This is a genomic window from Pseudoxanthomonas spadix, assembly GCF_003703395.1.
Lineage (GTDB): Bacteria > Pseudomonadota > Gammaproteobacteria > Xanthomonadales > Xanthomonadaceae > Pseudoxanthomonas_A > Pseudoxanthomonas_A spadix.
This window is the reverse complement of sequence record NZ_RDQN01000006.1, coordinates 98214-122101: the sequence shown is the minus strand read 5'-3', so window position 1 is coordinate 122101 and position 23888 is coordinate 98214. Positions and strand designations below refer to the sequence as shown.

Genomic DNA, 23888 nt, shown 5'->3' with positions numbered 1-23888 from the left:
CCCCGCGCGCCTGTCGCCCTGGCCCCACCACGAGCACCCCATGACCCAACTGGATTCCGACGGCCGCCTGCTGCACCTGCTGACCCTGGAGGGCCTGCCCAGGCAAACGCTCTGCCGCATCCTCGATCGCGCCGGTGCCATCCGCGACACCGCGCTGGGCCGCACCCAGAAGCGCGACACGCTGGTCGGGCGCACGGTGTGCACGCTGTTCTTCGAACCTTCTACGCGCACGCGCAGCTCGTTCCAGATCGCCGCCCAGCGCCTGGGCGCGGACCTGATCAACTTCGACGCTTCCACCTCGTCGGCGCGCAAGGGCGAGACCGCGCTGGACACGTTGCGCAACCTGGAAGCGATGGGCGTGCGCGGGTTCATCGTGCGCCACCCCGAGGACGGCGCGGCGCAGATGCTGGCCCGGCACGCGCATGAAGGCACCGCCGTCATCAACGCCGGCGACGGCCGCGCCTCGCATCCCACCCAGGGCCTGCTGGACATGCTGTCCATCCGCCAGGCCAAGGGCCCGGATTTCTCCATGCGCAAGATCGTGATGGTGGGCGACATCAAGCATTCGCGCGTAGCCCGCTCGGACCTGCAGGCGTTGCGCACGCTGGGCGCCACCGACATCACCCTGTGCGCGCCGGACAACCTGCTGCCGGAGGCGGCCGTCAGCGCCGGCTGCAGGACCACCGGCGATTTCGACGCCGCGCTGCAGGGCGCCGACGTGCTGATGATGCTGCGCCTGCAGCGCGAGCGCATGGAAGAAGGCCTGGTGACCTCGCTGGAGGACTACCACCGTCACTACGGCCTGACCGCCGCACGCCTGAAGCAGGCCGCGCCCGATGCAGTGGTACTGCATCCGGGGCCGATCAACCGTGGCGTGGAGATCACCGACGAGGTGGCCGACGGGCCGCAGTCGCTGGTGCTGCGGCAGGTGGGCAACGGGGTGGCGATCCGGATGGCGGTATTGGAGATGTTGTTGGGTTGAGCAGACCTGCGCCCCAATTTTGCGGTGCAAGCCTTCGCAGATGCGCCGGCGCCATGGCGGTGCATCGGCAGGAGCAAGCTGGGGCAGTCTGCGGGTCCAGCTGCAGCAAAGGCCGGCACCGGGCCGGCCTTCCTGGTTGCCGGCCTCAGCCCGTCTTGCGCGGGACGGTCGTGCCGAGTTTCTCGATCTGTCCGCCGGCGCGTTCAAAGGCGTCCAGCTTGTCCTGAAGCACTGCGTGGGCGGCGCGCTTGTCTTCGCGTGGCCGGGTGAAAAGGGCATCCGGTGGCATGGCCTTGGTCGTGCGCAGTGTCGTCATGGGCGTCTCGCGTGGGTGCGGTGCATCAATGCCATCGGCGGCGTCGGCCGGCCGTGAAGGCATGGCCCCGCTGGATGTGGGCCGGGTCTGTCAGCCGTGCACTTTCCGGCCAGGACGGGTGGGGCCAGCGACCGCCTGCACTCAGGGCACTGCGCCCAACGCGGCGACGCCGCGCCGGGCAAAGAAGCAGTGCCAGGGTGTCAGCCGGGCGCCGCCGCGTCCTGGGCCAGCCGACCAGGCTTGCACGGCCGAGCGGATTACTTGCCTTTCTTTTCCTTCTTGGCCTCGCGCTTTTCCTTCAGCGTCTTGGTCGGCTCTTTCTTCTGGTTCTTCTTCTGGTCCATCCCCTTGCTCATGACACCCTCGTAGTTGGCAGGTCGATCGGTCTGGCATCGCCAGGGCCTGGCGCGCGCGTGCACTTTACGCCCAGTCCCCCGATGCGGTGTCAGGGAAATTGAACCAGGCCGTGCGCCGCCGGGTCGTGTGGCTCAGCTCATGCCGCCGGGGCCGCCGGCATCGGGCACATCACCCCCTGCTGGTGCCAGGGGCACGTCGCGGCGGCGCACGCGGTTGCGGCCGTCGCGCTTGGCCTGGTACAGGGCCAGATCGGCGTGGTGCAGCAGGCGGTCGGCTTGCTCTGCGCCGGCCAGCGGCCCGTGGGCGATGCCGGCGCTCAGGGTCACATGCATGAGTTGGGTCTGGCCGGGGACCGCCAGTGCGCAGTCGGCCATCGTCTGACGGATGCATTCGGCCAGGACCAGGCCGCGCGTCGGATCGTCGCCGGGCACCAGGCAGGCGAATTCCTCCCCGCCATAGCGGGCCATCAGCACGTCGCTGTCGGCGCACTGGCGCAGCACGTCGGCCACGTGGCGCAGGGCCTGGTCGCCGGCCAGATGGCCAAAGCGATCGTTGTAGGCCTTGAAGTGGTCCACATCCATCAGGATCAGCGTGGCCATGGTGGGCACGGCCGGGTGTTCCAGCGCTTCGAGCAGGCGGCGGCGGTTGGGCAGGCCGGTCAGCGCGTCGAGGTAGGACAGTTCCAGCAGGCGCGCGTTGGCGAGGTTGAGCTCGGCCGTGCGCGTGGCGATGTGGGCTTCCAGCGCCGCGCGCTGGGCGCGCAGGTGGCGGGTGCGCAGCAGCACGACCGCATAGACCAGCAGCAATATCGTCAGTGCGATCACCAGGTGAAACCACAGCGTCTGCCACCACTGTGCGTGCATGACGATGGTGACCAGCACCGGGGTGCTGGCGTTGTTGGCGTGGTCGTGCGCTTCCACGCGCAGCTGGTAACGGCCTGGCGGCAGTGCGTTGAAGGTGCGCGTGGTCTGGTCGCTCCATTGGCTCGGACTGGCGTCGTAGCCGACCAGCTGGGTGCGGAAGCGCGAATCGGCCTCGCGATACCAGGACAGCAGGGCGTAGTCGACCCGGATTTCCCTGGTGCCGGCAGGCACGTCGAGCACCGGCCCGGTGACGCGGCGGCCATCGATTTGCAGGCTGGTGATCTTCAGCGGCTTGGGCTGGGTGTCGCGGACCTCGCGGCTGGGGTCGTACACGGCCAGGCCGCCGAGCGTGCCGGTCCAGAAGCGGTCGTGCGCATCGACCATGTGCACGTAGTTGCATTCCTGGTGGACCATGCCGTCGCGCCGGTTGAAGACCCGGCTGGTGTAGCCGCCGGCAGTCGGCGTGAGCAGCTGCACGCCGTTGTTGGTGCACAGGTACACACGCCCGGCGCTGTCGGCGGCGGGGTTGTAGACGCTGGGATCGGGCGGCGCGGGCAGGGCGTCGGCCAGCATGCGCGGATGGCGCGGGTCGGTGACATCCACACGGCTAACCCCGGCGCTGCTGGTGCCCACCCACAGGATCTGGCGGCCCTGGGCATCGTCGATCTGGGTCAGGCCGATCGCGTTGGTTTCCGGCAGGCCCAGGGTCCTGGCCATCGGATCCCAGCGCTGGCCGTCGAAGCGCGACAGGCCCTGGTTGGTCGCCGCCCACAGCCACGAACGGCCATCGCCATCGATCACCTCGCGCACCCGCATCGCCCGCCACGGTGCGTTGGCATCGGGCGGTGTGAACGTGGTCCAGATCCCGTCGCGCAGCCGGTACAGGCCGGTCTCGCGCGTGGCGAACCATTGCTCGCGGCGGCCGTCGTAGGTGCGCACCAGGGTGTCGTAGACCATCTCGCCGATGGTCTGCCGCCACGGCGTGTCGATCGGGACGAAGCGCGCATCGTCCGGGCGTCGACGCAGCAGTGCACCACCGCGCAGGCTGACCCAGTAGGTCTTGCGGCCGTCGGCCTCGGTCGTGGCCATGACCGAACCGATGTTGGCGTCCGGCGGCACGCCCTCGGCCTGGGTGAAGTGCTGCCACTGGCCGCGTTCGTACAGGGCCAGGCCTTCGCCGGCCGAGCTGACCCACAGCCGCTCGCCGCCACGGCCGTCAGGCTCGACCAGAAAGCCGAACACGCCCAGCGAATCGAGCCCCATCAGCGAGGCGATCGCCCATGGACTGGCGCCCAGTGCGCTGCGCGAGACGCCCGAGTCGTTGGCCATCCACAGCACGTCCAGGCCGTCCGGGCTGCGCCAGGCGCTGACGGAGCGGATCACCTCCGAGTGCATGCCGTGGCGACGGTTGAACACCTGCAGCGTGTCGTCCTGCACGCGCAGCAGGCCAGCACGGCTGGCCACCCAGATCGCGCGGTTGCCGTCGGCCAGCGCGGTACTGGCCAGGGTATAGAGCACGTTGCTGGGGAAGTCGCCCTGCTGCTGGCTCCAGCGGCGCATGCCGTCGGCGCGCATCCGCCACAGGCCGTTGACGTAGGTGGAGATCCACAATTCCTCGCGCCCATCGTGCATGACCGCCAGCAGGTCCTCGACCTGCATGGCGTCGAGCTGGTGACCCTCCCAGCGATGCCAGTCGGTCTGACCGGCGTCGCGATACCATAGGCCGCGCGCATTGGTGCCCAGCCACTGGCGGCCGGGCGCGCCCAGCTCTTTGGTCTGGGTCATCGAGCGCAGCGGGTCGGCTGGCAGCGAGGCGTTGCCCGGATCCAGCTCCCAGGTGTCGCCGGCCAGGCGGATCAGGCCGCGGTCCCAGGTCAGTGCCCACAAGGTGTGGGCGCCGCTGGCATCGATCGTTTCGGCAAAGCGCTTGATCTGGTTGGACGGCAGCCCGGTCTCGGTGCTGGCGGGGTGCCAGCGCACGCCGTCGTAGCGGGCCAGGCCGGCCTTGCGAAAGGCGACCCACAGCGTGCCGGCGTGGTCAACGAAGACGTGGGTGGCCGAGTGCGCCACGGCCGGATCATCGCTGGCCAGCCAGCGATGGCCGTCGTAGCGATACACGCCGACGGGCGTGGCGCCCCACACGAAACCTTCGCGATCCACGCAGGTGGACATCACCCCGGCGTCGGGCAGGCCATCGCGGTCGGTGAAGTTGGTGAACGCCGGGGCGCCCAGGTCCATCAGGTCCAGCGGGCGCGGCTGACCGTCGGCGCCGGCCGGTGCCTGCGCGAACGCAGGGACGGCAAGGCACAGCAGCATTCCGAGCAATCCACCGAGTCGGCACATGGCATTCTGATCCCCTGGCGGGGAGTATGCCGGAATTGTGCGGACGATCACGGCGCCGAGCCCGGCGGTGCCGGGGCCGCGCCATCGGAAGTCAACCGGGTCATTTTCCCAGGAGGACCAGGCGCGCTGCGGCCCGCCCGTGTACCCGGGCATCAAGCGGCGAAGGCGTCGTCCTGGCTGGCCGGGTCCGCGGTCACCTTGACAGCCGCATGCGGTGGCAGCAACCGCTCAACCGGCAGGCTTTCTTCCAGCGCCTGCAGGTAATGGCTGAACCCGCCGCTGGCGCGGGCCTGGCGGCGCGCGCTGGTGCGAACGGCCGGACGGGCCTTGCGCGCGATCGACGCCTGCACCTGCACCAGCGCCTGGACCAGGGCCACGTCCTCGCTGCAGCGCAGGGGCAGGAAGCCGCCACTGCGCAGATACAGCTCGGTGCTCACCCCCAGGTTGGCGCCGTGCACGTGGGGATGGTCGTCGCCGCTGTGCTGGCGCTGGCCGAACGCCTCGCGCACCGGCGCGGCGTAGTCCTCCCAGTCGATCACCTCGACCAGGCCGCAGAAGGCGTCGGCACAATGGCCGAGCTGGGCTGCCAGCCAGTCCGGCGGGACCCAGCTGTCGGCATCGGTCATGGCCAGCCAGCGTGCGCCCAGGGAGATGGCCACCCTGGCCGCGGCCGCGCGCGCGGCACCGACACCGCCGGGTGCATCCACCACCACCACCCGCGCGCCGTGCTCCAGCGCAATGGTCCCGGTCGAATCGCTGCAGCGATCCAGCGCCACGACCACGATCACCGGTTCGTCCAGCAGCGCCGGATGTGCGGCGGCGACGCGGACCGAGGCCAGGCAGCGGCCGATGGTGGCTGCCTCGTCATGGGCCGGGATCAGCACCGCGATCATCGCAGGCCCTCGCGCTGGGCGATCGACTGCGGCATCGCGCTCCAGCCTTCCAGCAGGAAGTCCGGATCCTGGTAGCGATACACGCGCGGCAGCGGCACGCCGGCAGCCAGCACGCCATGCACCTGCGCGCCGTGCTGGTAGGCGCCCTGGAACGGATGCAGCCAGTGGCAGGCCACCAGCAGGCCGTGCGCGGTGAGCGAACCGGCGATGCGCCCGGCCACCTCCTGCAGTGCCTGGGGCGGCATGTAGTAGCCCACCTCGCTCAGCACGATCAGATCGAAGCGTCCATCTGGCCACTGCGCCGGATGCTGCGCCTGCTGCACCTGGACCACCGGATCGCCGGCGTTGCGCGCGCGCGCCTGGCGCACCGCATTGGCCGACAGGTCGGTGGCCAGCAGGTGGCTGCAGCGCGGCGAGAGCGCGGCGGTGAGTTCGCCGTTGGAACAGCCGATTTCCCAGGCTCGCTCGAAGTGCGGATGCGGCAGCGTGGCCAGCAAAACCTGACGCTTGCGCGCCTCGTACCAGCGCGTGCGATAGCCGAATGGATCGTCCTGCGCATGCATGGCATCGAGCTGGCGGGCGAGGGCGCCGTGCGGGTCGGCGTTCATGGCAGGAGCAGCTCGAAGTCGCGGCCGAAACGGACCAGCACGTGTGCAGGCAGGATCGGCTGGGCCGGAGCGGGCGTGCAGTGGCCGGTCTGGGTGGCGAAGCAGGCCAGTGCCCGCTGCTTGGCGTCCCACGCCGCCTGCGGCAGCGGCAGGCGCGCAGCGGCGCCTTCAAGAAAGGCTGGCTGCCGTGGATCGCCCCAATGCCAGGCCCAGATGGGGTACTGGATGCAGCGCGCACCGACCTGCGCGCAGGCGCGCAGGGTGGCATCGGCGGCCGCTTCGTGATCGGGGTGGCCATCGCGTGCCCAGGTCACCAGCACCGCATCACCGGCCTGGACGAGGCCGGCCAGCAGCTGCGCGGCCTTGTCCAAGTGGGCACGAAGCCGGCCGTCGGGCAGGCCGGCGTGCACGATCTTGGCCGGCGATACGCCCAGCGCCCGGCAGGCGTCGATGAGCTCGGCGCGCCGTGCCGGCGCCAGGCGTTGGCCGGTCCAGTGCGGATCATCGGGGTAGGCGGCCTCGCCGTCGCTCAGCGCGACCACCACCACATCCACGGCCGCCTGCACCGCCAGGGCGATCAGGCCGCCACAGCCGAGGACTTCATCGTCCGGATGGGGCGCGACCACCACCAGCCGGCGCGCATCGCCGATCAGCTGGGCCAGGTTGGTGGCCGGCACGGCGCGCAGCCGGGGCGAAGCCAGCCACTCCGATTCGCCGGTGCCACCGCCCTGGATGAGCGCGCCGCGCGGACTCACAGCGTCCAGGGGCAATCCTCCCGGCGCGCGGCCGCTTCGCCCAGCCACTGCAGATCGGTTTCGGCGTGGGATTGGCGGATGAAGATCAGCAGGTCCGCGCAGCGCTGGGCGTGGTCGCCTTCGGTGCACAGCGGGCCGGCGCCCAGGGCGCGGCCGGTGCGTTCGACCACTTCGGTGGCCACCTGCGCGACGCAGGCGCGCAGGCGGGTGACCGCCTCACGGTGCGGATCGTGCGGTCGTTGGTCGATGCGTCGCGCGGTGTCCTTGAGCAGGGCCGATGCCGCGGCCAGGGCGACGTCGACCGCACCCAGGTGCGCGGCGGCGTGCGGATTGCGCCCGATCCGGGCATCACGGCGCAGGCGCTGGGCCACCCCGACCGCGCCGCCATGCCAGCACGCGGCGATGCCGGCGCCGCCATGCCAGAAACCGGGCCGTGCCAGGTAGGCGCCGGGCGCACCGACCCGTTCGGCTGGCGCCCGCCGCAGGCGCAGGGTGCCGCTGCTGATGCGGGCCATGCCCACGGCTTGCCAGCGGCTGTCGTCGTAGTCCAGGCGCGTGCGGTCCATCGCCATGCGGCACAACAGCCGCGCGTCGTCATGGGTGGCCGTCAGCAACGCATGGCTGACCAGCGATGCGCCGGAGCACCAGGCCTTTTCGCCGCTCAGGTGGCCGGACAGGTGATCCTGCGGCGCGAACTCCAGGGTCACCCCGGGCGGTTCGGCGGCCCACACCGCCCACAGCTGGCCCGGCCGCGGTGGATCGCCGCCGAGTTCCTGCAGGATGGCCTGCGCGTCGTAATGGGCCTCGAGCAGCTTGACCAGGCACAGGTCGCGCGCACCCAGGGCGGACAGCGCCTGCCAGCGCGCCCAGGTCGAACCGCCGCCCGGCATCGGCAGTGACGGCGTGCGCGTCAGGACCTCAAACGCCATCGCGGCCAGCCCATCGCTGGTGACTGGCTGGGTTGTCGAAGGTCCAGGCGATCCAGGGCTGTTTGCAGAAAAAGCGCCAGTCATCCGGCGACGCTATCTGCCTGGCCGTCAGCCAGCCGTGACCGGCACGCAGGGCAAGCACACGTGGCGTTAGCGTTTGCGCGGCATGCGCCGCTCACCGCGCCGCAGGGCATGGTGCAGCCCAGGCGGCCCGAGGCTGCCGCGCGTCAGCGCTGTTCGAGCTGGGTCAGGTACAGGCGCAGGTCGAATTCGAGCTGGTGATAGTCGGCGGCCATGTGCGTGCACAGCTGGTAGAAGGCCTTGTTGTGTTCGCCTTCCTTCAGGTGCGCCAGCTCGTGCACCACGATCATCCTGAGGAACTCGGCCGGCGCCTGGCGAAACACCGTGGCGATGCGGATCTCGCGGCTGGCCTTGAGCCTGGCGCCCTGCACGCGCGAGACCGCGGTATGGGTGCCCAGGGCATGCCTGAGGACCTGCAGCTTGGCGTCGTAGATCACCTTGTGCAGCGGCTGGGCCGAGCGCAGGTAGCGCTCCTTGATCTGCTGGGTGTAGTCGTAGAGCTGGCGGTCGGTGCGCACCGCGTGGCCCTCGCCATAGCGGCGCGCCAGCACCTGGCCCAGGGTGCCGGCGTCGAGCAGCGCCCGGACCTGGTCCTGGACGTGCTGGGGATAGCCGGCGATGTACTTCAGCGTGGACATGTGGCAAGTCTGGCAGGCGTGAGCATCCGGGAGGGCGGGGTGCACCGGCAACGCGGCGGCACCTTCGCCACTGTCACGACAGGCAGGCCGGCTTGGGCCGATCAGCCGTCCTTCCCGTGCTCCAGCGCCTTCACCGCATCCAGGGTTTGCTGCACGTGCTGCTTCGGGTTGAGGTCGGAGTAGGCGTGGGCCACGGTGCCCTGGGCGGTGATCACATACGAGGTGCGGTTGGACCAGCCGGGCTTCATGGGCAGCAGCGCGTCGTATTGCCTGGCGATGCGGGCACCGGCGTCGGCCACCACGGCGAACTTGCCGCCGCAGGTCTCGGTGTTCCTGGAAAACTCGGCCAGCTGCTCGGTGTTGCCGGCGGTCACGCCGATCACCGTGGCGCCGTGGGTCCTGAACTCATCCACGGCCTCGGAGAACAGGTGCGCCTCCAGGTTGCAGCCGGAGGTGTTGGCGGCCGGGAAGAAATACACCACCACCGGCCCGTTCTTCAGCGCATCGGCCAGGTTGAAGGTGAACGGCTTGCCGGCCAGGTAGGCCGGTGCGCTGAACGCCGGCGCCGGAGTGCCGTTCTTCAGCGCGGCCGAGGCGACCGAGGCGCTGGCCAGGGTGCCGACCAGGCCCAGGGCGGCGATCTTGAGCAGGATTTTCATGCGACGCACTCCTGACGGGATGGGTTCTTATACGCCTGTCGCCGGACAGGCGCAGTGGCGCACGACGCTCGGACCGGGGCCAGGACCGCGCGCGGCAAGGCCTGGCTGCCTGGCCATCCCGTGCGCGATCCGGCGCGGTTCATGGACCCGGCTGTGCGAACAGCCAGGTCCTGTCAGGCCTTGCAAGGGCGTCGATCATCCATACAATGTACAGATGATCAAGTTTGACTGGGATCCGGCCAAGGCCGCCTCAAACCTTCGCAAACATGGCGTTTCCTTCGAAGAAGCCAAATCCGTCTTCTACGACGAGTTCGCCATCCAGTTCTACGATGCATCCCACTCCTCGGATGAGGAGCGCTTGCTCATGCTTGGCATGAGTAGCGGGGCTCATCTTCTCCTGGTTTGCCACTGTGAGCGCGACAGTGGCGGCGTTATCCGCATCATTTCAGCACGCAAAGCCACGCAACACGAAAGCTCCTTCTACGGGCAGTGACCGCCATGAAAGCCGAATACGATCTCTCCAAAATGAAGTCCCGCAAGAACCCGTACGCAGCCAAGCTCAAGAAGCCGGTCTCCATGCGCCTGTCGGAGGACGTGGTGGATTACTTCAAGGCCATGGCCAATGAGGCAGGCGTTCCGTATCAAAGCCTGATCAATTTGTACCTGCGTGACTGTGTGATGCAGCATCGCAAGGTGCAAATTGCATGGCCAGGCAGCAAGTCCTGACGGTTCATTGCTCACGCCGGACCAGACGATGACGCTCGGCGCGAGGCAGGGCGCAGCCATCCCGCACAGGGGGTCCCCGTCCGCCCGGCCACTGCCTGCATGCCGGCCTCCACCGCCGCTTACAGCAGGACCAGCGTGGCCAGGCCCAGGAAGCTCATGAAGCCCATGACATCGGTCAGGGTGGTCAGGATGACGCTGCCGGCCAGCGCAGGATCAAAGCCCAAGCGCTTGAGCACCAGCGGCACCGCCACCCCGCCGGCCGCGGCGGTGAGCAGGTTCAGGGTCAAGGCGATGCCGATCACCAGCGACAGGCCGGGCTGGCGGAACCAGACCAGCACGATCAGGCCCAGCAGCGTGCCCAGGCCGAGGCCGTTGATCAGCGCCACACCCAGCTCCTTGCGCAGCAGCACGTAGACGTTGGAGCCGCCGATCTGGCCCAGCGCCAGGCCGCGCACCATCAGCGCCAGCACCTGGGTGCCGGCATTGCCGCCCATGCCGGCGACGATGGGCATCAACGCGGCCAGGGCGACCAGCCTTGCGATGGTGTCTTCGAACGAACTGACCACCGAGGAGGCGATGAACGCGGTGCCCAGGTTGATGCCCAGCCACAGCATGCGCCGGCGGAATGCGCGCCGGATCGGCGAGAACAGGTCCTCTTCCTCGTCCAGGCCGGCTGCGCTCAGGGCCTGGTGCTCGGCCTGGTCGCGGATGATGTCGACCACGTCGTCGATGGTGATGCGGCCGAGCAGGATGTTGTTGTCGTCCACCACCGGCGCCGAGACCCAGTCGTGGTCGGAGAACTTGCGCGCCACCTCGGCCGAGCCTTCCTCCACGCCGATCGCCGGCTGCTCGTCGTCGATCAGGCGGTTGATCGGCGTGGACGGCTCGTGGGTGACCAGTGCGGCCAGCGGCACCCGGCCCATGTACTGGTGCTTCTTGCTGACCACGAACAGGTGGTCGGTGTGGTCGGGCAGCTCGCCGCGCAGGCGCAGGTAGCGCAGCACCAGCTCGATGTTGACGTCGGCCCGCACCGTGACCACGTCCGGGTTCATCAGGCGTCCGGCCGAATCCTCCGGATAGGAGAGCACCTGCTCCAGGCGCTCGCGGTTCTCGCGGTCCATCGACTTGAGCACTTCGTCGATGACCGTGTCGGGCAGGTCCTCGACCAGGTCGGCCAGGTCGTCGATGTCCAGGTCTTCGACCGCCGCGATGATCTCATCGGGGTCCATGTCGGCCAGCAGGCTTTCGCGCACTTCCTCGCCGACGTGGACCAGCACCTCGCCGTCGTCTTCCGGATCGACCAGGCCCCAGACCACCTCGCGCTTGCCCGGCGGCAGCGATTCGAGCAGGTTGCCGATCTCGGCCGGGGACAGCGTGTTGACCAGACGCCGCACCGGGCCCAGGCGGCCACTGTCCAGCGCGTCGGACAGCAGGCGCAGCTGTCGGGCGGTCTTGTCGCGGCGGACGGCTTCTGCCATGCGCGTGGCCCCCTGTGCGGTCGGTGGAAGCACCGCTTCGCCAAAGGACGATGCGCTGCAGGTCAGGTGTTCATGCGCGCATTATCGCCCCCGCTGCAGGGAAAGGACACCCTGCATGCGCACGCCAGGGACCGGCCCGTGCACACCCATCGCGCGCAGCCAAGCGCTCAGCGCGTGGCTTTTTCCAGCCAGTGTTCGATGCCGGCGCGGTCGCGGGCCTTGAGCAGCTTGCCGGCCGAGGCCAGCAGTGCGGCCCGGTCATGGCCGCGGATGGCGCGGCGCAGTTCCAGCATGTTGGACGGATGCAGGCTGAAGTGCTCCAGTCCCAGCGCCAGCAGGATGGGGGCCATTGCCGCATCGCCGGCGATCTCGCCGCAGACGGTGACCTGCTTGCCGTGCTCGCGACCGGTGCGCAGCACCGTGTCCAGCAGCCGCAGCAGGGCCGGACGCAGCGGCGAGTAGAGTTCGCCCAGGGCATCGTTGTTGCGGTCGGCGGCCAGCAGGTACTGGACCAGGTCGTTGGTGCCCACCGACAGGAAATCCACCAGGTCGATGAAATGCTCCACGCAGATCGCCGCGGCCGGCACTTCGATCATCGCGCCCATCGGCACCTCGGCGGCGACCTCGTGGCCGCCCCTGCGCAGCTGCGCGGTCAGGCGCTTGAGCCGCTTGCGCACCTCCAGCAGCTCCTCGCGCACGGCCACCATCGGCACCAGCACGCGCACCGGACCGTAGCCGGAGGCGCGCAGGATCGCGCGCAGCTGGGTATCGAAGACCTCGCCATGGGCCAGCGACAGGCGTACCCCGCGCAGGCCCAGGGCCGGGTTGTCCTCGCCGCGCAGGGCCAGGCCGGTGCGGTCAGCCTTGTCCGCGCCCAGGTCGAGGGTGCGGATGGTCACCGGGCGCCCGCTCATGCCCAGCACCACGTCGCGGTAGGTGCGGAACTGTTCGTCCTCGTCCGGCAGCGCGTTGCGCTGCAGGAACAGGAACTCGGTGCGGTACAGGCCGATCCCGGCCGCACCCAGCGCATGGGCCTGGGCAACATCGGTGCGCGATTCGGCGTTGGCATGCAGGGCGATGTCCACGCCATCGCGGGTGCGGGTGGGCTTGCCGCGCAGGCGGTCAAGCTCGCGCTGCTCGCGGGCGGCATCCTTCAGGCGCTGGCGGTAGTGGCGCAGGTCCCTGGCCGACGGATCGACCACCACCTGGCCGCTGTCGCCATCGACGATCAGCGCATCGCCGTCGCTGATCCGGCTCAGCGCCTGGCTGGCGCCCACCACCAGCGGCATGTGCAGGCTGCGGGCCAGGATCGCGCTGTGCGAGAGCGCGCTGCCGGTGGACGTGACCACCGCGACCACGCCCTGGGCCTGCAGCTGGGCCAGTTCGGAGGGAGCCACGGTTTCGGCGACCAGGATCTCGCCGGCCAGGCCCTCGGCATCGGCGGCGCGGTTGTGCAGGTGCGCGTGGATGCGGCCGATCACATGGTCCAGGTCGTCCATGCGGCTTCTCAGATAGGCATCGTCCATGCCCTCGAACACCGCCGCCAGGCGGTCGCGCTGCAGCCTGAGCGCGTAGTCGGCGCCGTAGCGGCCCTTGCGGATCAGCTCATCCAGGCCTTGCAGCAGTTCCGGATCGTCCAGCAGCAGGGCATGCAGCTCGAGGAACTCGCCGACCTCGCGCGCCAGGGCGCCATGCAGGCGCGCGCGCAGGTCGTGCATTTCGGTACGGGCCGCATCGACCGCGGTGTGCAGGCGGGCCAGTTCGTGCTCGACCTCGCTGGAGCGGATGCGCTGCTCGGCCACCTGCAGCGCATGCGGGTTGCGCACGCGCGCACGTCCCAGGGCACTGCCGCGCGAAGCGCCATGGCCCGGCAGCAGCCTGCGCATCAGCGCGTGCCCACGCGAAGGGGGCGCGTCGTGGACACGGTCGCCTCGAACGGAAACGCGCCGCGACGGCATTTCCTGCCGTCCACGCCCCTAGCCTTCCTCGTCGAAGCGTCGTTCGAACAACGCTTCGATCGCCTCCATGCACGCGGCTTCATCCTCGCCATCGGTACGCACGGTGACCGCGGTGCCCTGGCCGGCGGCCAGCAACATCACGCCCATGATGCTCTTGGCGTTGACCTGGCGGCCCTTGGCGGCCAGGGTCACTTGGCTGCGGAATGGCGCCACGGCCTGCACCAGCTTGGCGGTGGCCCGGGCGTGCAGGCCCAGTTTGTTGGTCACGGTGAGGTTGCGTTCAAGCATCGTCGAGAATCACTCCGTTGCGTGTGCCGGCCGCGGCGATGGCCGGGAGTTGGTCCAGTCCCTGTTCCGGATAGTTCATCACCCGCAGCAGCATGGGCAGGCTCAGTGCCGAGACCCGGCGCACCGGCGTACCCAGGCGCGCGACCTTGCCCGCCAGGTTGCTGGGCGAGGCGCCATACAGGTCGGTCAATACCAGCACGCCGTCGCCGCCGTCCACGCGCCGCAGCGCGGCAGAAGCCTGCGGCAGCAATGCTTCCAGATCGGCGTCGAAGGGCACCTCGAACGCCTCGGTCTTGAGCGGAAGCTTGCGCAGCAGGCCGTTGGCCACCGCCAGGAGCGAGGGGCCAATGCCGGGATGGGTGATGAGCAGGAGGCCGCAGGTCATGCTGCCACGTTAGCAGAGCGATGGATTGCGCATCGACCGCCTCGGACGGGTTTCTTCATCCTGCGCAATTGGATTTTGAGCGCAGCCATCGGCAGCAGCGCTGCAGCCGGCTGCGGGCAGGGTCAATCCAGCTCGCGGTGGAAGGTGGCGACCTGTTCCCAGCCCTGGCTGCGGGCGTGCTCGGCCAGGCGCTCGGTCAGGTAGACCGAGCGGTGCTTGCCGCCGGTGCAGCCGAAGGCGACGGTGACGTAGCTGCGGGTCTCTCCGCGCAGGCGTGGCAGCCAGGTGTCGAGGAAGTCGCTGACCTGGCCGAGGTAGCGTTGCACGTCCTGGTGCGCATCCAGATAGTCGCGCACCGGGCCGTCGCGGCCGGTGAGCGGACGCAGCTCCGGCTGCCAGTGCGGGTTGGGCAGCACGCGCGCGTCGAACACGAAGTCCGCATCGCCCGGCACGCCACGCCGGTAGGCAAAGGATTCGAACAGCAGCGAAGGTGCATCGCCGCCTTCGAAGGCGAACTCGCCCACCACCCGCCGGCGCAGCTGGTGCACGTTGAGCTGACCGGTATCGATGAGCACGTCTGCTTCCAGGCGCAGCGGCCGAGTCAGCTCGCGTTCGCGCGCGATCGCCTCGGGCAGCGACAGGCCGCTGTGGCTCAAGGGATGGCGACGGCGGGTATCGGCATAGCGGCGCAGCAGCACTGCATCTTCGGCATCGAGGAACACCAGCCTGGCCTCCAGGCCGAGCCTGGCCACCGCCGCGCGCCACTGCGCCAGCTTGGACAAGTCGCTGTGGCGGGCACGCACGTCCACGCCAATGGCGATTTTCTGCGGCAGCACGTCCCCGCGCATCAGGCTGCCGATGAAGTCGGGCAGCAGCTCCACCGGCAGGTTGTCCACGCAGTAGTAGTCCAGGTCCTCCAGCGTCTTGAGCGCCACCGACTTGCCCGAGCCGGACAGGCCGCTGACGATCAGGACCAAGGGCGCCTGGCTGACCCTGGCTTCGGCCGGCGGGTCCTGGGCGCCGGCGTTCATGGCGTGCTGCGCTCCAGCAGGTTGCTGTGGCGGGCGATGAACATCGCCGCCGGATCGATGCCCTTGGTGCGCAGGATGTGCAGGCGCGTGGCCGCCTCGGTGAGCACCGCCAGGTTGCGCCCGGGCATCACCGGCAGGGTGATCAGCGGCACGTCCAGGTCCAGCACGTGGCGGCTGCCCGAGTCGCCGGTCAGGCGCTCGTAGCCGTGATGGGTGGGTTCGGTCATCGGCCGGGTCAGGTGCACGATCAGGCGCAGGTACTTGTTCTTCTTCACCGAGGTATCGCCGAACATCTCGCGCACGTTGAGCACGCCCAGGCCGCGCACTTCCAGCAGGTCCTGCAGCAGTTCCGGACAGGTGCCATCGAGCACGTCCGGCGCGATCTGGGTGAACTCGGGCGCATCGTCGGCCACCAGGCGATGGCCGCGGGTCAGCAGTTCCAGGGCCAGCTCGCTCTTGCCCGAGCCGGCCTCGCCGGTGATCAGCACGCCGATCGAATAGATCTCCATGAACACGCCATGCAGCGTGACCCGCGGCGCCAGCGTGCGGGCCAGGTGGTAGGACAGGAAGTTGAGCAGTTCGTGGCCGCGGCGCGGCGAGGTCCACAGCGGGGTGCCCGATTCCTCGGCGGCTGCGCGCAGGTCTTCAGGGCAGGGCTGGTTCTTGCTGATCACCAGTGCCAGCGGGCGGTCGGCGACCATGCGCTCGATGGTTTCCCAGCGCTGGCGCGAATCCAGCCCGTCCAGCCAGTCCAGTTCCTCTGTGCCCAGGATCTGCACCTTGTTGGGATAGATGGCGTTGAGGTAGCCGGCCAGCGACGGGCGCCGCTTGACCTTGCCTGTGGTGTCGATCGTGCGGCTGCTGCCGGCACGGCCGGCCAGCCAGCGCAGGCCCAGCTTGTCCTTCATCTGGTCGAACAGCTCGCCTGCGGAGATGCTGGAGGTCATGACTCAGGGCGCCGAAGGGGAAACAGCCTGGATCATACGACGTGCCGATGGCTCGCCGAACCGCGTCCCGGGCGCGAGCGGAAACGAGAACGGCGACCTTGCGGTCGCCGTTGCGGGCAGCGGGTTCACATCAGTGCAATCAGTCTGCGCTCTCTCCGCGCGGGCTGCGCTGGCGGTCGAGCAGCTTGCGCTTGTGCTTGAGGACCAGGCGGTCGAGCTTGTCGGCCAGGATGTCGATGGCCGCGTACATCGTCTGTGCACCGGCGTCGGCATGCAGGGTGCGGCCGGAGAGGGTAATGGTGGCCTCGGCTACGTAGTCGGGCTTGGAAAAGCCCAGTTGCGTGCGGCATTCAAGCGGCTGGTCGAAATGGCGTTCAAGGCGCCTGAGTTTGGTCTCGACATAGTCTCGAAGTGCGGGTGTCACTTCCATCGACTGGCCGTAGGTCTCGATTCGCATCGCATTGTCTCCTGCAGTGGTTGGTGCATCGGTTGTCTCGGACAAACCGGGCCGGTGTGGGTTCCTTGCTGGTTCCTCCTGGGCTGGGCGGTTGTTCAGTGGCGCAACCGGTCGTCCGGTTTCAAAAGCTGGCAGGCGGCGACTGAACCGGCTGCCAACCATGGACATCACGCCATGCGCACGCGCTCGTGCGAGGACAGGATGTCCATGGCTTCACGATACTTGGCCACCGTGCGCCGCGCCACCGGCACGCCCGAGGATTTCAGCAGGTCGGCCAGCTTGGCGTCGGACAAGGGCTTGCGCGGGTTCTCGGCGTCGATCAGCTTGCGGATCATCGACTGGATGGCGGTGCTGGAGGCCTCGCCGCCGCCCTCGGTGCTGACCCCGGAGGCGAAGAACGCCCGCAGCGGCAGGGTTCCGCGCGGGGTGCGCACATACTTGCGGGCGATGGCGCGCGAGACGGTGGATTCATGCAGGCCGACCTCGCCGGCGACCTCGCGCAGGGTCAGCGGGCGCAGGGCCTGTTCGCCGAACTCCAGGAAGCCGGCCTGCTGGCGGATCAGGCAGCGGGTGACCTTGAGCAGGGTCTCGCCGCGGGCTTCCAAGCTCTTGAGCAGCCAGCGGGCCTCCTGCAGGTGGCCACGCAGGTAGCCGGCGTCGGCCTGGTTGCACTGGCGGATCATCGACTCGTAGCCGCGGTGGATGGTGACCCGGGGCAGGTGCTGGCTGGCCAGGGCCGCGCGCCAGACGCCCTTCTGGCGCCAGACCACGCAGTCGGGCACCACGTAGGTGTCCTGGGTCAGTTCGCCGATCTGCACGCCGGGCTTGGGGTCGAGCGAACGCAGCAGGGACACGGCCTGCTCGACCTCGACCTGGCTGCGCTTGAGTTCGCTGGCCAGGCCGGCCACGCCGCTGCGTGGCAGTTTTTCCAGCAGTGGGCCCTGGGCGATCACCAGGGCCAGGGCGCGGCCGGCCGTGTCGGGCGAAAGGGCGTCAAGCTGCAGGCGCAGGCATTCGCCCAGCGAGCGTGCGCCCACGCCAACCGGGTCGAAGCGTTGCAGCTGGCGCAGCACGGTGTGGATCTCGTCTTCGCCGGCGCTGATTTCCGGCAGCAGGGTCTGGGCGATGTCGGAAAACGGCGTGCGCAGGTAGCCGTCGTCCTCGATCGCATCGATCACCGCCGCGCCGATGCGGCGGTCGCGCGCAGACAGGTGCGACAGGTGCAGCTGCCAGAGCAGGTGGTCCTGCAGGGTGTCCGACTCGGCCACCCGCTCGGCAGCGCTGCCCAGGTCGTCATCGTCGAACGAGCCGCCGGAGGATGCGCCGCTGGATTCGGACCACGGGCTTTCCTCCGGCTGCCAGTCGTCGCTGTCGCCCGGGCGCTCGGGTTGTTCCTCGACCTGGGCGCGCTCGGGCGGCGGGTCGCCGCCAGTGGCGGACAGGGCATCGGGCGCCTGGCTGTCCTCGGCCCAGTCGAGCAGGGGATTGGTCTCCACCGCCTCGGCGATCTCCGCTTCCAGCTCGGCGGTGGACATCTGCAGCAGGCGGATCGCCTGGCGCAACTGGGGTGTCATCACCAGTTGCTGGCCCATCGATGTCTGCAGGCGTGGCTTCATCCGGAAGGACCCGTGGAACGGACGGTGTGGCATGGCCTGCCGCACCACGCGCGTCACAGCCGGAAGGTATCTCCCAGGTACACGCGGCGCACGTCGGCATTGGCCAGCAGATCGTCCGGGGCCCCCTGCGCCAGGACGCTGCCTTCGGCGAGGATATACGCCCGGTCGCAGATTCCCAAGGTTTCGCGGACATTGTGGTCGGTGATCAGGACCCCGATCCCTCGGCGCTTGAGGTGGGTGATGATGCGCTGGATCTCGCCAACCGAGATCGGGTCGACCCCGGCGAAGGGCTCGTCCAACAGCATCAGACGTGGCTTGGCGGCCAGGGCACGGGCGATTTCCACGCGCCGGCGCTCGCCGCCGGAGAGGCTGGCGCCGAGCTGCCCGGAGACATGGGCGATCTGCAGCTCGTCCATCAGCGAGGCCAGCTCCTTCTCGGCACCGGCCGAGTCCAGGTCCTGGCGCAGCTCCAGGACCAGGCGGATGTTGTCGGCCACGGTCAGCTTGCGGAACACCGACGGCTCCTGCGGCAGATAGCCCACGCCTAGCTTGGCGCGGCGGTACATCGGCGCCTCGGTGATGTCCTGACCATCCAGCACGATGCTGCCCGCATCGGAAGAGACCAACCCGACGATCATGTAGAAACAGGTGGTCTTGCCGGCGCCGTTGGGACCGAGCAGGCCAACCACTTCACCCGGCTCCAGGGTCAGGCCGAAATCGGCCACCACGTCGCGCTGCCTGTAGCGTTTCTTCAGTCCCTGCGCCGAGAGCATCACTTGGCTCCCGGCCTGGCCGGTGCAGGGGTTTGCGAGGTCGGGGCCTTGTTCTTGGGCTGGATCACCGTGTGCACCCGGGTGCCGTCGCCGCCACTTTGCATCTTGCCGGTCACCGTGTTGTAGACCATCTTCTGGCCGGCGTTGGAGCCCTTGGGCGAGGTGATCCTGTAGTTGCCGGTCAAGGTGACGATGTTGTTGATGACGTCGTAGTCGATGCGATCGGCGACCGCATCGACCGGGGTGCCGTCATCATTGACCTGCTTCATGCGCGCCTGGTTGCCGGTGAAGACCGCGCGTGCGATTTCGCCGTTCCTGAAGTGGATCTCGCCGTTGTCCGCGTGGACTTCCAGTGTGCCCTGGACGACCACGACGTCGCCGGACAGATGGGTCACACCATCGTTCTCGAAGCTGCCCTCGCTGCGGGCCGCGTCGATCGTCATGGGCTGGTTGCGGTCGGAACTCTTGGCCAGCGCAGCCCCGGTGATCAGCAGCGAAGCAGCCACCAGCAGGGCCAGGCGGGCCTTATTGCGCGGATTTGGGGACATAGCGCGATTTCACCTTGGACTTGAATTTGTATTGTTGGGTCTGCGAGTTGATTTCAAAACCCGTGCCCTGCAGCGTTGCCCCGGGCCGGGTCAGCACTACCGGCTGGTCGGTGCTGGCCAGGTGCTGGTCGGGAAAAATGTCCAGTCGGCTGGTCCTGAACTCCGACGCGGCGCCCACGCCCGGCGGGCTGTTGCCCACCACATCGTCGCGCAGAATGGCTTTTTCGCCCTTGGCCGAGACCCAGGCGGTCCTGCTGCGCACTTCCATGTGCTCGCCCTCCCTGTCGGGGATCAGGAACAGCGGCGCGGTGATGGCGTAGGTGTGGTCGGCGGCGCTGCGGCGCATTTCCGGCGCGCGCAGGGTGATCGACTCCTTGCCGTCCTTGTCCAGGGCGACCATCTCGAAGTCATGCAGGATGTAGTCGGACTGCGTGGAATGGGCCGCGGCGGCGGCCGGCCCGGTGCGGTTCTTCCACGCAGACCAGCCGAACAGCAGGGTCGCCACCAGCAGCGCCAGGCCCAGTCCCATGCGCCAGTTCATGCCGCCCCTTCCTGCCGCAACTTGCCGGCCAGGCCCTGCGCGGCCAGGAGCAGGTCGCAGGCCTCGCGCGCGGCGCCGTGGCCGCCGCCGGCCCGGGTACGCCAGTGCGCCGCCGGCGCGACCCAGGCGTGCACGTTGCCCGGAACCACCGCCAGGCCGACCTGGCGCAGGGTGGTGAGGTCGGCCAGGTCGTCGCCCATGAACATCACCTGGTCCAGGGCCAGGCCGCGTTCGGCGCACAGCGCGGTGACCAGGGCCAGCTTGTCCTTGACCCCCTGGTGGACGCCGATGCCAAGCTCACGGGCACGATGTTCGACCACCTGGCCGCTGCGTGCGGTCACCAGCAACACCTCGATGCCGCTGCGACGCAGCAGCACCAGGCCCAGTCCGTCCTGCACGTGGAAGGTCTTGCCCTCTCGGCCCTCGGCATCCAGGAACAGGCCACCGTCGGTCAGGGTGCCATCGACATCGAAACAGGCCAGGCGCACCCGCGTGGCGCGCTGCAGCAGTGCATCGGTGACCTCACGCAGGTGGGAATGGGGCATCAAGGCAAGTCGTCATGTGAAGGTGTCTGGAGAGAACTGCAACGCGTCTTACACCACGCGCGCGCGCAACAGGTCGTGAACATTGAGCGCGCCGATCACCCGCCGCTCGGCGTCGACCACGATCAGGCCACTGCCGATGTTGCGCGTTTCCAGCAGCCGCGCTGCCTCGGTGGCCAGCGCCTGGGCGCCGATGGTGACCGGGTTGCGGGTCATTACCGAGGCGATGGACGTGCTGTGGATATCCAGGCCCACGGTATCCAGGGCGCGGCGCAGGTCGCCGTCGGTGAAGATGCCCAGCAGCGTCTGGTCGGCATCGACCACCGCGGTCATGCCCAGCCGCTTGCGGCTCATTTCGACCAGGGCCTGGGCCAGGGTGGCCTCGGCCGGGACCGCGGGGATCTCCTGGCCGGTGTGCATGACGTCGCTGATGTGCAGCAGCAGCTGGCGGCCCAGGTTGCCGGCCGGATGCGAGCGGGCGAAGTCCTCGGAGGTGAAGCCGCGCGCTTCCAGCAGGGCCACGGCCAGCGCATCGCCCATGGCCAGGGTGGCGGTGGTGCTGCTGGTGGGCGCCAGGTGCAGTGGGCAGGCTTCGGCCGGAACGCTGACATCCAGGTGTACGTCGGCGGCGCGGGCCAGGGTCGAGGCCGGCTTGCCGGTCATGGCGATCAGCGCATTGCCCTGGCGCCGCAGCAGCGGCAACAGCATCAGGATCTCGTCCGACTCGCCCGAGTAGGAGATCGCCAGGACCAGGTCGGCGTCGGTGATCATGCCGAAATCACCGTGCCCGGCTTCGCCGGGATGGACGAAGAACGCCGGGGTGCCGGTCGAGGCCAGGGTCGCGGCGATCTTGCGCGCGATGTGCCCGGACTTGCCCATGCCCATCGCGACCACCCGTCCGCTGCCGGCCAGGATCGCCCGGCAGGCGGCCGAGAACGGGCCATCGATCCGCCGGGCCAGCGCGATCAGCGCATCGGCTTCGATCTGCACGGCACGCCGGCCACTGGCGGCCAGGGCGGCATCGTCTGCAGGAACGCGGTGGTGCGCGGTGGAAGGCATCGGCGAGGTTGGCGTGGGCGTAGAATGGCCGGCCATTTTAGGAGGAAAGGCCGTTGGACGCCGAAATCATCCGTGAACTCATCGAACAAGGCCTTCCCGGCGCCCGGGCGCAGGTGCAGGGCGATGACGGCGTGCACTTCGAAGCGACCGTGGTCTGCGAGGCTTTCAGGGGCAAGCTGCCGCTGGCTCGCCACCGCCTGGTCTATGCCACCCTGGGCGACCTGATGGGGGGTGCGATCCACGCCCTGCAGCTCAAGACCATCACCCCCGACGAAGCTGGCTGAGCCGCTCGTCCCTTCGGGAAACCCCCAAGTTCCATGCAGAAGATCATCGTCACCGGTGGCTGCCCGCTCAACGGCGAGGTCACCATCTCCGGCGCCAAGAACGCCGTCCTGCCGATCCTGTGCGCGACCCTGCTGGCCGATGCACCGGTGGAGATCGGCAATGTGCCCAACCTGCACGACGTGGTCACCACCACCAGGCTGCTGGCCGAACTGGGCGCAGGCGTCACCGTCGCCGACGGCAGCCTGGCCCACGGGCGGGTGGTGACGATCGATCCGACCACGGTCAGCCGCTTCCTGGCGCCCTACGAGCTGGTCAAGGTCATGCGCGCCTCGATCCTGGTGCTTGGTCCGCTGCTGGCAAGGCACGGCGCGGCGGTGGTCTCGCTGCCCGGCGGCTGCGCGATCGGTTCGCGCCCGGTGGATCAGCACATCAAGGGCCTGCAGGCCCTGGGCGCGGACATCAGCGTGGAGAACGGCTACATCAAGGCCCGCGCGGCGCGTCTGAAGGGCCGGCGCTTCGTGTTCGACATGGTCACCGTCACCGGCACCGAGAACGTGATGGCCGCCGCGGTGCTGGCCGAAGGCACCACCGTGCTGGAGAACGCGGCGATGGAGCCGGAGGTCACCGACCTGGCGGTGTTCCTCAACGCGCTGGGCGCAAGGATCGAGGGCGCCGGGACCGCGCGCATCGTCATCCATGGCGTGGAACGGCTGCAGGGCGGCCGCCACGAGGTGGTGCCCGATCGCATCGAGACCGGCACCTTCCTGGTGGCGGCGGCGTTGACCGGGGGGCGGGTCACCGCGCGCCGGGTCCGCCCGGACACGCTGGATGCGGTGCTGGACAAGTTGCGCGAAGCCGGCGCAGGCATCGAAACCACCGAGGACAGCATCACCCTGGACATGCAGGGCCGCCGTCCCAGGGCGGTGGACCTGACCACCGCGCCCTACCCGGCGTTCCCGACCGACATGCAGGCCCAGTTCATGGCGCTCAATTGCGTGGCCGATGGCGTGGGCGTGATCAACGAGACGATCTTCGAGAACCGCTTCATGCACGTCAACGAGCTGCTGCGCCTGGGTGCGGATATCCGGGTGGAAGGCCATACCGCAATCGTGCGCGGCGTGGCCTCGCTCGGTGGCGCGCCGGTGATGGCCACCGACCTGCGCGCCTCGGCCTCGCTGATCCTGGCCGGGCTGGTTGCCGAGGGCGAGACCACGATCGATCGCATCTACCACCTGGATCGCGGCTACGAAGACATCGAAGGCAAGCTCGGCGCCCTGGGTGCCAGGATCCGGCGCGTGTCATGACCGTCATCAGGCGTCGCTTCTCCAAGGCTGGCTTCAGCCCACGGCGCCGCGCGCTGCTGACGCTGGTGGTGCTGGCGCTGCTGGCCGTGGCCTGGATGGGCTGGATCGGTGCGGCTGGCCTGAGCGGCATCTCCACCCGGGACATGGACTGGGATGGCGATGGCCAGGTCAGCAGCCAGGAAGTCGCCCAGTCCTACTATGCGGTGGTCGCGGACAAGACCACCGAGGGCAACCGCACCTGCACGAGGTTGCGCTGGCGCGGCAGCGGCAAGGAGATCCGGGTCCAATGCCGCACCGAGCTGCACCCGGATGCGGCAGAGTAGGAGCAACGTCCTTTCAGATGCCCTTACCCGCGTGCGGGGAGGGCTGGTCGCAACCACAGCATCAGGGCCGGCGCTTGGCTCCCTCTCCCCCGCAAGCGGGGGAGAGGGCTGGGGCGAGGGGCGGGGCTCTTTCGTCGGTGGCGCGCGGCGATGCCGGGGGCTTCGGCACCGTTCGCGCAAGTTGGCCGGATCGGTCTTCGTCT

General features: G+C 69.1%; 27 protein-coding genes. 6 read left to right on the top strand and 21 right to left on the bottom strand.

Features of this window, described 5'->3' with window-relative positions; translation table 11 throughout:
* Nucleotides 1–40: 40 nt before the first annotated feature.
* The gene (locus tag D9R12_RS11200) at nt 41–982 is read left to right on the top strand and encodes an aspartate carbamoyltransferase catalytic subunit (RefSeq protein WP_122230527.1); all 942 of its coding nucleotides are present in this window, start codon (nt 41–43) and stop codon (nt 980–982) included.
* Between the two features lie 145 nt (nt 983–1127).
* Here D9R12_RS11200 and D9R12_RS15815 read toward each other — a convergent pair whose 3' ends face one another.
* From D9R12_RS15815 to D9R12_RS11155, 8 genes are all read right to left on the bottom strand, one after another.
* Nucleotides 1128–1298 (bottom strand): hypothetical protein, encoded by a 171-nt coding sequence (locus D9R12_RS15815; protein WP_158308224.1) that lies wholly within the window; start codon nt 1296–1298, stop codon nt 1128–1130.
* A gap of 488 nt (nt 1299–1786) precedes the next feature.
* Nucleotides 1787–4834, bottom strand: coding sequence for a diguanylate cyclase domain-containing protein (locus D9R12_RS11185; RefSeq protein ID WP_170159239.1), 3048 nt, complete (start codon nt 4832–4834; stop codon nt 1787–1789).
* A 179-nt stretch (nt 4835–5013) separates the two neighbouring features.
* Nucleotides 5014–5754: a glycosyltransferase family 2 protein gene (locus tag D9R12_RS11180; RefSeq protein WP_122230521.1), complete on the bottom strand. Its 741-nt coding sequence runs from the start codon at nt 5752–5754 to the stop codon at nt 5014–5016.
* Nucleotides 5751–6362 (bottom strand): class I SAM-dependent DNA methyltransferase, encoded by a 612-nt coding sequence (locus D9R12_RS11175; protein ID WP_014159939.1) that lies wholly within the window; start codon nt 6360–6362, stop codon nt 5751–5753. The genes D9R12_RS11180 and D9R12_RS11175 overlap by 4 nt, the downstream gene beginning before the upstream one ends.
* The gene (locus tag D9R12_RS11170; protein ID WP_122230519.1) at nt 6359–7117 is read right to left on the bottom strand and encodes a PIG-L deacetylase family protein; all 759 of its coding nucleotides are present in this window, start codon (nt 7115–7117) and stop codon (nt 6359–6361) included. The genes D9R12_RS11175 and D9R12_RS11170 overlap by 4 nt, the downstream gene beginning before the upstream one ends.
* Complete coding sequence (locus D9R12_RS11165) at nt 7114–8046, bottom strand: acyl-CoA/acyl-ACP dehydrogenase (protein ID WP_122230517.1); 933 nt, start codon at nt 8044–8046, stop codon at nt 7114–7116. The genes D9R12_RS11170 and D9R12_RS11165 overlap by 4 nt, the downstream gene beginning before the upstream one ends.
* A 227-nt stretch (nt 8047–8273) precedes the next feature.
* A complete protein-coding gene (locus tag D9R12_RS11160; protein ID WP_014159942.1) occupies nt 8274–8765 on the bottom strand; it encodes a M48 family metallopeptidase in 492 nt (163 codons plus the stop codon).
* A gap of 101 nt (nt 8766–8866) precedes the next feature.
* Nucleotides 8867–9424, bottom strand: a complete 558-nt coding sequence (locus D9R12_RS11155; protein WP_122230516.1) for a peroxiredoxin — start codon at nt 9422–9424, stop codon at nt 8867–8869.
* Nucleotides 9425–9638: 214 nt separating this feature from the next.
* Here D9R12_RS11155 and D9R12_RS11150 point away from each other — a divergent pair, with 214 nt between their 5' ends.
* A complete protein-coding gene (locus D9R12_RS11150) occupies nt 9639–9917 on the top strand; it encodes a BrnT family toxin (protein ID WP_122230514.1) in 279 nt (92 codons plus the stop codon).
* A 5-nt stretch (nt 9918–9922) separates the two neighbouring features.
* Nucleotides 9923–10150, top strand: coding sequence for a CopG family antitoxin (locus D9R12_RS11145; protein WP_043290403.1), 228 nt, complete (start codon nt 9923–9925; stop codon nt 10148–10150).
* Nucleotides 10151–10269: 119 nt separating this feature from the next.
* Here the strand turns inward: D9R12_RS11145 and mgtE are convergent, their stop codons facing one another.
* The 13 genes from mgtE to D9R12_RS11080 form a co-directional block, all read right to left on the bottom strand.
* Nucleotides 10270–11628 carry a magnesium transporter gene (gene mgtE, locus D9R12_RS11140; protein WP_014159946.1) on the bottom strand — a complete coding sequence of 453 codons (1359 nt, stop codon included), beginning with the start codon at nt 11626–11628 and terminating at the stop codon, nt 10270–10272.
* A gap of 167 nt (nt 11629–11795) precedes the next feature.
* Entirely contained in the window at nt 11796–13514 is a 1719-nt protein-coding gene (ptsP, locus tag D9R12_RS11135; protein ID WP_122230512.1) for a phosphoenolpyruvate--protein phosphotransferase, read from the bottom strand.
* A gap of 90 nt (nt 13515–13604) precedes the next feature.
* A complete protein-coding gene (locus tag D9R12_RS11130; RefSeq protein ID WP_122230510.1) occupies nt 13605–13874 on the bottom strand; it encodes an HPr family phosphocarrier protein in 270 nt (89 codons plus the stop codon).
* Nucleotides 13867–14259, bottom strand: a complete 393-nt coding sequence (locus tag D9R12_RS11125) for a PTS sugar transporter subunit IIA (protein ID WP_014159949.1) — start codon at nt 14257–14259, stop codon at nt 13867–13869. Before D9R12_RS11125 ends, D9R12_RS11130 begins: the two co-directional genes overlap by 8 nt.
* Nucleotides 14260–14381: 122 nt before the next feature.
* Nucleotides 14382–15290 carry an RNase adapter RapZ gene (gene rapZ / locus D9R12_RS11120; protein ID WP_014159950.1) on the bottom strand — a complete coding sequence of 303 codons (909 nt, stop codon included), beginning with the start codon at nt 15288–15290 and terminating at the stop codon, nt 14382–14384.
* Nucleotides 15287–16237, bottom strand: coding sequence for an HPr(Ser) kinase/phosphatase (gene hprK, locus D9R12_RS11115; protein ID WP_014159951.1), 951 nt, complete (start codon nt 16235–16237; stop codon nt 15287–15289). The genes rapZ and hprK overlap by 4 nt, the downstream gene beginning before the upstream one ends.
* A 139-nt stretch (nt 16238–16376) precedes the next feature.
* Nucleotides 16377–16694, bottom strand: a complete 318-nt coding sequence (hpf, locus tag D9R12_RS11110; RefSeq protein ID WP_014159952.1) for a ribosome hibernation-promoting factor, HPF/YfiA family — start codon at nt 16692–16694, stop codon at nt 16377–16379.
* A 167-nt stretch (nt 16695–16861) separates the two neighbouring features.
* On the bottom strand, nt 16862–18310 hold the full coding sequence (locus D9R12_RS11105; RefSeq protein ID WP_043290404.1) for an RNA polymerase factor sigma-54: 1449 nt from the start codon (nt 18308–18310) through the stop codon (nt 16862–16864).
* Between the two features lie 53 nt (nt 18311–18363).
* Nucleotides 18364–19083, bottom strand: a complete 720-nt coding sequence (gene lptB, locus D9R12_RS11100) for an LPS export ABC transporter ATP-binding protein (RefSeq protein ID WP_014159954.1) — start codon at nt 19081–19083, stop codon at nt 18364–18366.
* Entirely contained in the window at nt 19083–19631 is a 549-nt protein-coding gene (lptA, locus tag D9R12_RS11095; protein WP_122230508.1) for a lipopolysaccharide transport periplasmic protein LptA, read from the bottom strand. Before lptA ends, lptB begins: the two co-directional genes overlap by 1 nt.
* Nucleotides 19609–20172: an LPS export ABC transporter periplasmic protein LptC gene (lptC, locus tag D9R12_RS11090; protein WP_014159956.1), complete on the bottom strand. Its 564-nt coding sequence runs from the start codon at nt 20170–20172 to the stop codon at nt 19609–19611. The genes lptA and lptC overlap by 23 nt, the downstream gene beginning before the upstream one ends.
* Entirely contained in the window at nt 20169–20717 is a 549-nt protein-coding gene (locus tag D9R12_RS11085; protein ID WP_122230506.1) for a KdsC family phosphatase, read from the bottom strand. Before D9R12_RS11085 ends, lptC begins: the two co-directional genes overlap by 4 nt.
* A 48-nt stretch (nt 20718–20765) precedes the next feature.
* On the bottom strand, nt 20766–21773 hold the full coding sequence (locus D9R12_RS11080; protein ID WP_122230504.1) for a KpsF/GutQ family sugar-phosphate isomerase: 1008 nt from the start codon (nt 21771–21773) through the stop codon (nt 20766–20768).
* A gap of 53 nt (nt 21774–21826) precedes the next feature.
* Between D9R12_RS11080 and D9R12_RS11075 the strand changes: the two genes are divergently transcribed.
* The 3 genes from D9R12_RS11075 to D9R12_RS11065 are packed head-to-tail and all read left to right on the top strand — an operon-like array spanning nt 21827 to nt 23685.
* Nucleotides 21827–22057: a BolA family protein gene (locus D9R12_RS11075; RefSeq protein WP_014159959.1), complete on the top strand. Its 231-nt coding sequence runs from the start codon at nt 21827–21829 to the stop codon at nt 22055–22057.
* Between the two features lie 33 nt (nt 22058–22090).
* Nucleotides 22091–23362, top strand: a complete 1272-nt coding sequence (gene murA, locus D9R12_RS11070) for a UDP-N-acetylglucosamine 1-carboxyvinyltransferase (RefSeq protein ID WP_014159960.1) — start codon at nt 22091–22093, stop codon at nt 23360–23362.
* Nucleotides 23359–23685, top strand: coding sequence for a hypothetical protein (locus D9R12_RS11065; RefSeq protein ID WP_014159961.1), 327 nt, complete (start codon nt 23359–23361; stop codon nt 23683–23685). Before murA ends, D9R12_RS11065 begins: the two co-directional genes overlap by 4 nt.
* Nucleotides 23686–23888 lie beyond the last annotated feature (203 nt).